This is a genomic window from Microbacterium sp. UBA3394 (genome assembly GCF_002358725.1).
GTDB classification, from domain to species: Bacteria; Actinomycetota; Actinomycetes; order Actinomycetales; family Microbacteriaceae; genus Microbacterium; species Microbacterium luteum.
Genome location: NZ_DEPK01000251.1, coordinates 1 through 5,275, shown reverse-complemented (window position 1 = coordinate 5,275; position 5,275 = coordinate 1). Strand labels below are relative to the sequence as shown.

The following is a 5,275-nucleotide window of genomic DNA, read 5'->3' as shown; positions in this document are numbered from 1 at the left end:
ATGCAACGACCGTATGAATCTGGGGGAGAATCCGCGCTGAATCCTCCGACATCGCCGCGATTCTCCGACATCGCCGTGCGGGCATCGCGGCGCGGGCAGGCGACGCGGGATGCGGGTCAGGACTCGCGGGTGATGGTCACCTTCACGTGCAACTGGCTCTTGAACGGACCGGCGTAGACGCCGCGGAGCGGGGGGACGTCGTTGTAGTCCCGCCCGCGGCCCACGAGCACGTGCCGGTCGCCGATCTCGATGTTGTTGGTCGGGTCGAACCCCTGCCACTGGTCGGCGTACCACTCCACCCACGCGTGAGACTCACCCGTCACCGGCTCGCCGACGTCGGCGTTCGGCCGCGGGTGCAGGTAGCCCGACACGTATCGGGCGGGGATCCCGACCGAGCGCAGTGCCCCGAGGGTGATGTGCGCGATGTCCTGGCACACGCCCTTGCGCGCCTCCCAGGCCTCGCTCGCGGTCGAGAGCACGCTCGTGATGCCGCTCATGTACTCGACGGCGTCACCGACGGCCACCGCGATCGCGTGCGCCGCCTCGCTCGGATTCTCGTGCTGCTGGGCGATGCCCTCGGCGAGCCTCGCCACCTCGGGATGCGGCATCGTGCGTCGCGTCTGCGTGAGCTGCTCGACGGTCTCGATGGAACGGCTCGTGGACCGCTTCAGGTCGTCCCACGTGATGTCGGGATGCTCGATCGGCCGCTCGCGCACCTCGACGAGCGACCGAGCGGTGATGGTGAGCGCACCGTGCGGCGACAGCACGTCGAACGCCGCGACACGCGTTCCGAAGTAATCGACGTACTGGTTGACCGAGGTCGACGGATCGATGTCGAGCGACGAACTGAGCACGAACTGGCTGTCGGTCGATCCCGGCAGCATGCGCGCTTCGTTGTACGACGCCGAGACATCGCCCGGGTAGGAGAAGCCGGTCTCGTGTTCGATGCGGAGTCTCTTCATGACGTCTCCCCGATCCAGCTCGGCTCGGCGTGCGTCGGGAAGAAGCGACTGCGGATCGCCTCGGACGCCTCGCGGGTCACCCGCTGCACACGATCCATGTGCAGCGGCAGCTCACTCAGGATCTCGCTCACCGGCCGGTACTCCAGGTCGTTCCGGATGCGCCCCAGCGCGCGCAGCACCGGGTTGGAATGCCCGACCCGGTCAGCACGCGGATCGATCGCGCTCATGCACTCCTCGGCCTGCTGGATGGAGAAGATGATCGAGCGGGGAAACAGGCGGTCCAGCAGCAGGAACTCGGCCGCGTTGCTGGCACTCGGCATGCCGCGGTACGTGCGGAGGTACGCCTCGTACGCGCCGCACGAGCGCAGGATGGTCGTCCACGACGGACCGGATGCTTCGGTCAGCGAGCGGGTGGCGAGCATCCGGGCGGTCATGTCGGTGCGCTCGATGCTGCGGCCCAGCGTGAAGAACTGCCACGCTTCGTCTCGGCTGGTCGACGAGTCGACGCTCCCGACGGCCAGCGACGCGCGCTCACGCACCCACTGGAAGAAGTCGTGGGCCTTGTCGGTCTGCAGCCGACGCGGCATGCGGGAGTTGGTGGTGTTCAGCGTCTCCCACAGCTCGCTCGAGACGATCTCGCGGGCACGGCGGGCGTTCTCGCGCGCGGCGCCTAGCGAGTAGGCCACCGAGGCGGGGTTCATCCGGTCGATCGCGAGACGCTGCAGCACATCGTCGCGGGTGACGGGAGTCGTCGTGTCGGACGGCAGAGACCCCATGACGTTCAGCAGCGACCGGCACGCGGTGTCCTCGTCGATCCAGGGATCCTCCAGCAGCAGCTGCAGGTGCACCTCGAGGATGCGCGCCGTGCCGTCGCTGCGCTCGATGTACCGCCCGATCCAGAACAGTGATTCTGCGATGCGACTCAGCATCGGACGTCACCTCCGTCGCGCGTATCGTCTCGTCGCTGCCCTCCTCGCCCGACGACCGGACCCCCGCCAGCCCCGGTCGTTGAGCGAGCGGAGCGAGACGAAACGCTCGTCTGCTGCTGCTGCTCGGCCTGTTCGGTGCGCGAACGCGGGCGATCCTGCGGAGCCGTGTCGGGCTCGTCGTGGTCTTCGTAGATGATCGGGATCGACTGCGTCACGGCGGCCTGGTCGGCGACCAGTCCGCCCATGCCGCTGCCCTGCCCGTACTCGACGTGAGCCGGAGCCGAACCGCCGACGACCCACGTGTCCTTCGATCCGCCGCCCTGGCTGGAGTTGACCACGAGCTGTCCCTCGGGGAGGGCGACGCGCGTCAGGCCTCCCGGAAGCACCCAGATGTCCTCGCCGTCGTTGACCGCGAACGGACGCAGGTCGGCGTGACGCGGGCGCATCCCGTCTTCGACGAGGGTCGGGATGGTCGACAGCATCACGACAGGCTGGGCGATCCATCCGCGCGGATCCGCTCGCAACCGCGTGCGGAGCGTGTCGAGTTCGCTCGGCGAGGCGTCGGGTCCGACGACGAGGCCCTTGCCGCCCGATCCGTCGACCGGCTTCACGACGAGTTCGTCGAGCCTGTCGAGCACCTCCTCGAGAGCGTCGGGCTCCTCGAGCCGCCACGTGTCGACGTTCTTGAGGATGGGCTCCTCCGCCAGGTAGTAGCGCACCAGGTCGGGCACGTAGGTGTAGAGCAGCTTGTCGTCGGCGACGCCGTTGCCGACGGCGTTGGCGATCGTGACATTGCCCAGCCGCGCCGCGAGCATGAGGCCGGGTGCGCCCAGCATCGAGTCGGCGCGGAACTGCAGCGGATCGAGGAAGTCGTCGTCGACCCGGCGGTAGATCACGTCGACGCGCTTCGGGCCGCGGGTGGTGCGCATGAACACCTTGCCGCCCATGCACAGCAGGTCGCGCCCCTCGACGAGTTCGACGCCCATGAGGCGGGCGAGCAGCGTGTGCTCGAAGTACGCCGAGTTGTACACACCCGGGGTGAGCACGACGACGTTGGGCTCCTCCACTCCGGGTGGGGCGGATGCGCGCAGCGCCGCCAGCAGCTTGTTCGGGTAGTCGCCGACCGGCCGCACCCGCATCGACACGAACAGCTCGGGAAGGGTCTGGGCCATCACGCGACGGTTCGAGATGACGTAGCTGACGCCCGAGGGCACGCGCACGTTGTCTTCGAGCACGCGCATCTCACCGTGCTCGTCGCGGATCAGGTCGATGCCCGACACCTGGATGCGCACGCCGTTCGCGGAGTGGATGCCCGCCGCCTGCCGGTAGAAGTACTGCGACGAGGCGATGAGACCGGCCGGCAGCACACCGTCGCGCACGCAGTGCTGGTGCCCGTACGCGTCATCGAGGAACGCTTCGAGCGCGCGCACGCGCTGCTTGATGCCAGCCTCGGTCTTCGACCACTCGTCGTAGTCGATCACGCGCGGGACCGCATCCAGCGGGAACGGACGCTCTTCCCCGGCGAAGTCGAAGGTCACGCCCTGCGCGAGATAGGAGGTGGCGAGCGACTCGGTGCGCCCGCGAAGCTCCTCCTGGGTCATCTGCGCGAGCGCGTGGTGCAGCTCGCGGTAGGCGTCGCGCGATCGGGAGGGCGGACCGGAGGTGGTCACGTCGCCGAACATCTCGTCGAACGCCGGAACCCCCGAGGGCGTCCGCCGGGGCGTCTGGGTGGACCCGTAGCCGTCGAAGAGATCTCCCATGGGCTTCACCCTAGCCCGCGGCGTGTTGCCGCGTTGTTTCCCCCGGGGGCTTGACGACGGCCTCGCGTGCTGACAGGCGACCGGACCGGCCGTCACGGGATCGTCACCGATTCACACCATCACCCCGTCACCCCGCGGCGTAGCCTGAACGGGTGACGACCGAGTCGAGGCTGACACGCGGTGCGGGGTGGGCCGCAGCTCTGGGCGGCGTGGCCGCCGCGAGCGCCGGGGCCGGCGCCGCGGAACTCGCCGCGGCACTCGTCGCCCCGTCGTCGAGCCCCTTCGCGGTCGTCGGCGGCGCCCTGATCGACGCCGCCCCCGCCTGGGCGAAAGACCTCGCGATCGACTGGTTCGGCCCGGCCGACAAGGTCGCCCTCACCGTGGGCATCGCCCTCGTGCTCGCGGTCGTGGCGGCGTGGGCGGGGTGGGCGGAGCTCCGGCGCCCGCCCGCCGGAGCGGTCATCGCGGTCGCCCTCGGTGCGGTCGCGGCGATCACCGCCCTTCTCAGCGACACGGGCGACCCGCTGCCTTTCCTCCCCGGCATCCTGGCCGGTGCCGTCGCCGGCGGCACGCTGCACGTGCTGGTCGGGATGCTGCGCCCGAAGCCGCCGCGCAGAGGCGCCGACACCGCCCCCGAGCTGCCGAATCGCCGGGCCTTCTTCGCCTGGACGGCCGTCGCCGCGGTCGGCGGGGCCCTCGCCGTCGCGGCGGGCAACGCGGCCCGTGCCGGATCCCGTGCGATCACGACCGTGCGCGACGCCCTCGTGCTCCCCGCACCGGCCACCACCGCGCCGCCCGTGCCCGATGGCGCCGAGCTGGGCGTCGACGGCCTCGCGCCGGTGATCACCCCGAACCCCGACTTCTACCGCATCGACACCGCCATCATCGTGCCGTCGATCGATCCCGCGGACTGGGAGCTGCGCATCCACGGCCTGGTCGAGGAGGAGGTCGTGCTCACGTGGGACGAGCTGCTCGCCCTGCCGCTGGTGGAGACGACGGTGACACTGTCGTGCGTGTCGAACGAGGTCGGCGGATCGCTCATCGGCAATGCCCGGTGGCTGGGCTACCCCACCCGCGAGCTGCTCGCGCGAGCGAAGCCCACCGGCGACGCCGACATGGTGCTCTCGCGCTCGTCGGACGGTTTCACGGCCGGCACGCCCCTGGAGGCCCTCACCGACGACCGCGACGCGATCCTCGCGGTCGCGATGAACGACGAGCCGCTTCCGCCGGAGCACGGGTTCCCGGTGCGCATGGTGGTGCCCGGCCTGTACGGCTACGTGTCGGCGACGAAGTGGGTCGTCGACCTCGAGGTCACCCGGTTCGACGAGGCGACCGCCTACTGGACGGATCGCGGCTGGTCCGAGCGCGGGCCGATCAAGCTGCAGTCCCGCATCGACGTTCCGCGGCGCGGCCGGCAGCTCTCCGCCGGCGAGACGGTCATCGCCGGAATGGCCTGGCAGCCCCACACCGGCGTCGACGGCGTCGAGGTGCAGATCGACGACGGCGACTGGCAGCCCGCGACGCTCGCCGCCGCGATCTCCGACGACACGTGGGTGCAGTGGAGTCTGCCGTGGAGCGCCGAGCCCGGCGAGCACACCCTGCGGTGCCGCGCCATCAGCGCCGA

4 protein-coding genes are annotated in these 5,275 nt (G+C 70.4%); 1 reads left to right on the top strand and 3 read right to left on the bottom strand.

Annotated elements, in window-relative coordinates:
* Window positions 1-116 precede the first annotated feature (116 nt).
* The 3 genes from B4E30_RS14940 to B4E30_RS14930 are packed head-to-tail and all read right to left on the bottom strand — an operon-like array spanning window position 117 to window position 3,651.
* Window positions 117-962 carry a transglutaminase family protein gene (locus B4E30_RS14940; protein WP_071045030.1) on the bottom strand — a complete coding sequence of 282 codons (846 nt, stop codon included), beginning with the start codon at window positions 960-962 and terminating at the stop codon, window positions 117-119.
* A complete protein-coding gene (locus tag B4E30_RS14935; protein WP_071045031.1) occupies window positions 959-1,891 on the bottom strand; it encodes an alpha-E domain-containing protein in 933 nt (310 codons plus the stop codon). Before B4E30_RS14935 ends, B4E30_RS14940 begins: the two co-directional genes overlap by 4 nt.
* Window positions 1,885-3,651, bottom strand: coding sequence for a circularly permuted type 2 ATP-grasp protein (locus tag B4E30_RS14930; RefSeq protein WP_286717809.1), 1,767 nt, complete (start codon window positions 3,649-3,651; stop codon window positions 1,885-1,887). Before B4E30_RS14930 ends, B4E30_RS14935 begins: the two co-directional genes overlap by 7 nt.
* Window positions 3,652-3,803: 152 nt before the next feature.
* Between B4E30_RS14930 and B4E30_RS14925 the strand changes: the two genes are divergently transcribed.
* The coding region (locus B4E30_RS14925) for a molybdopterin-dependent oxidoreductase (protein ID WP_286795940.1) at window positions 3,804-5,275 on the top strand (1,472 nt) is incomplete at its 3' end.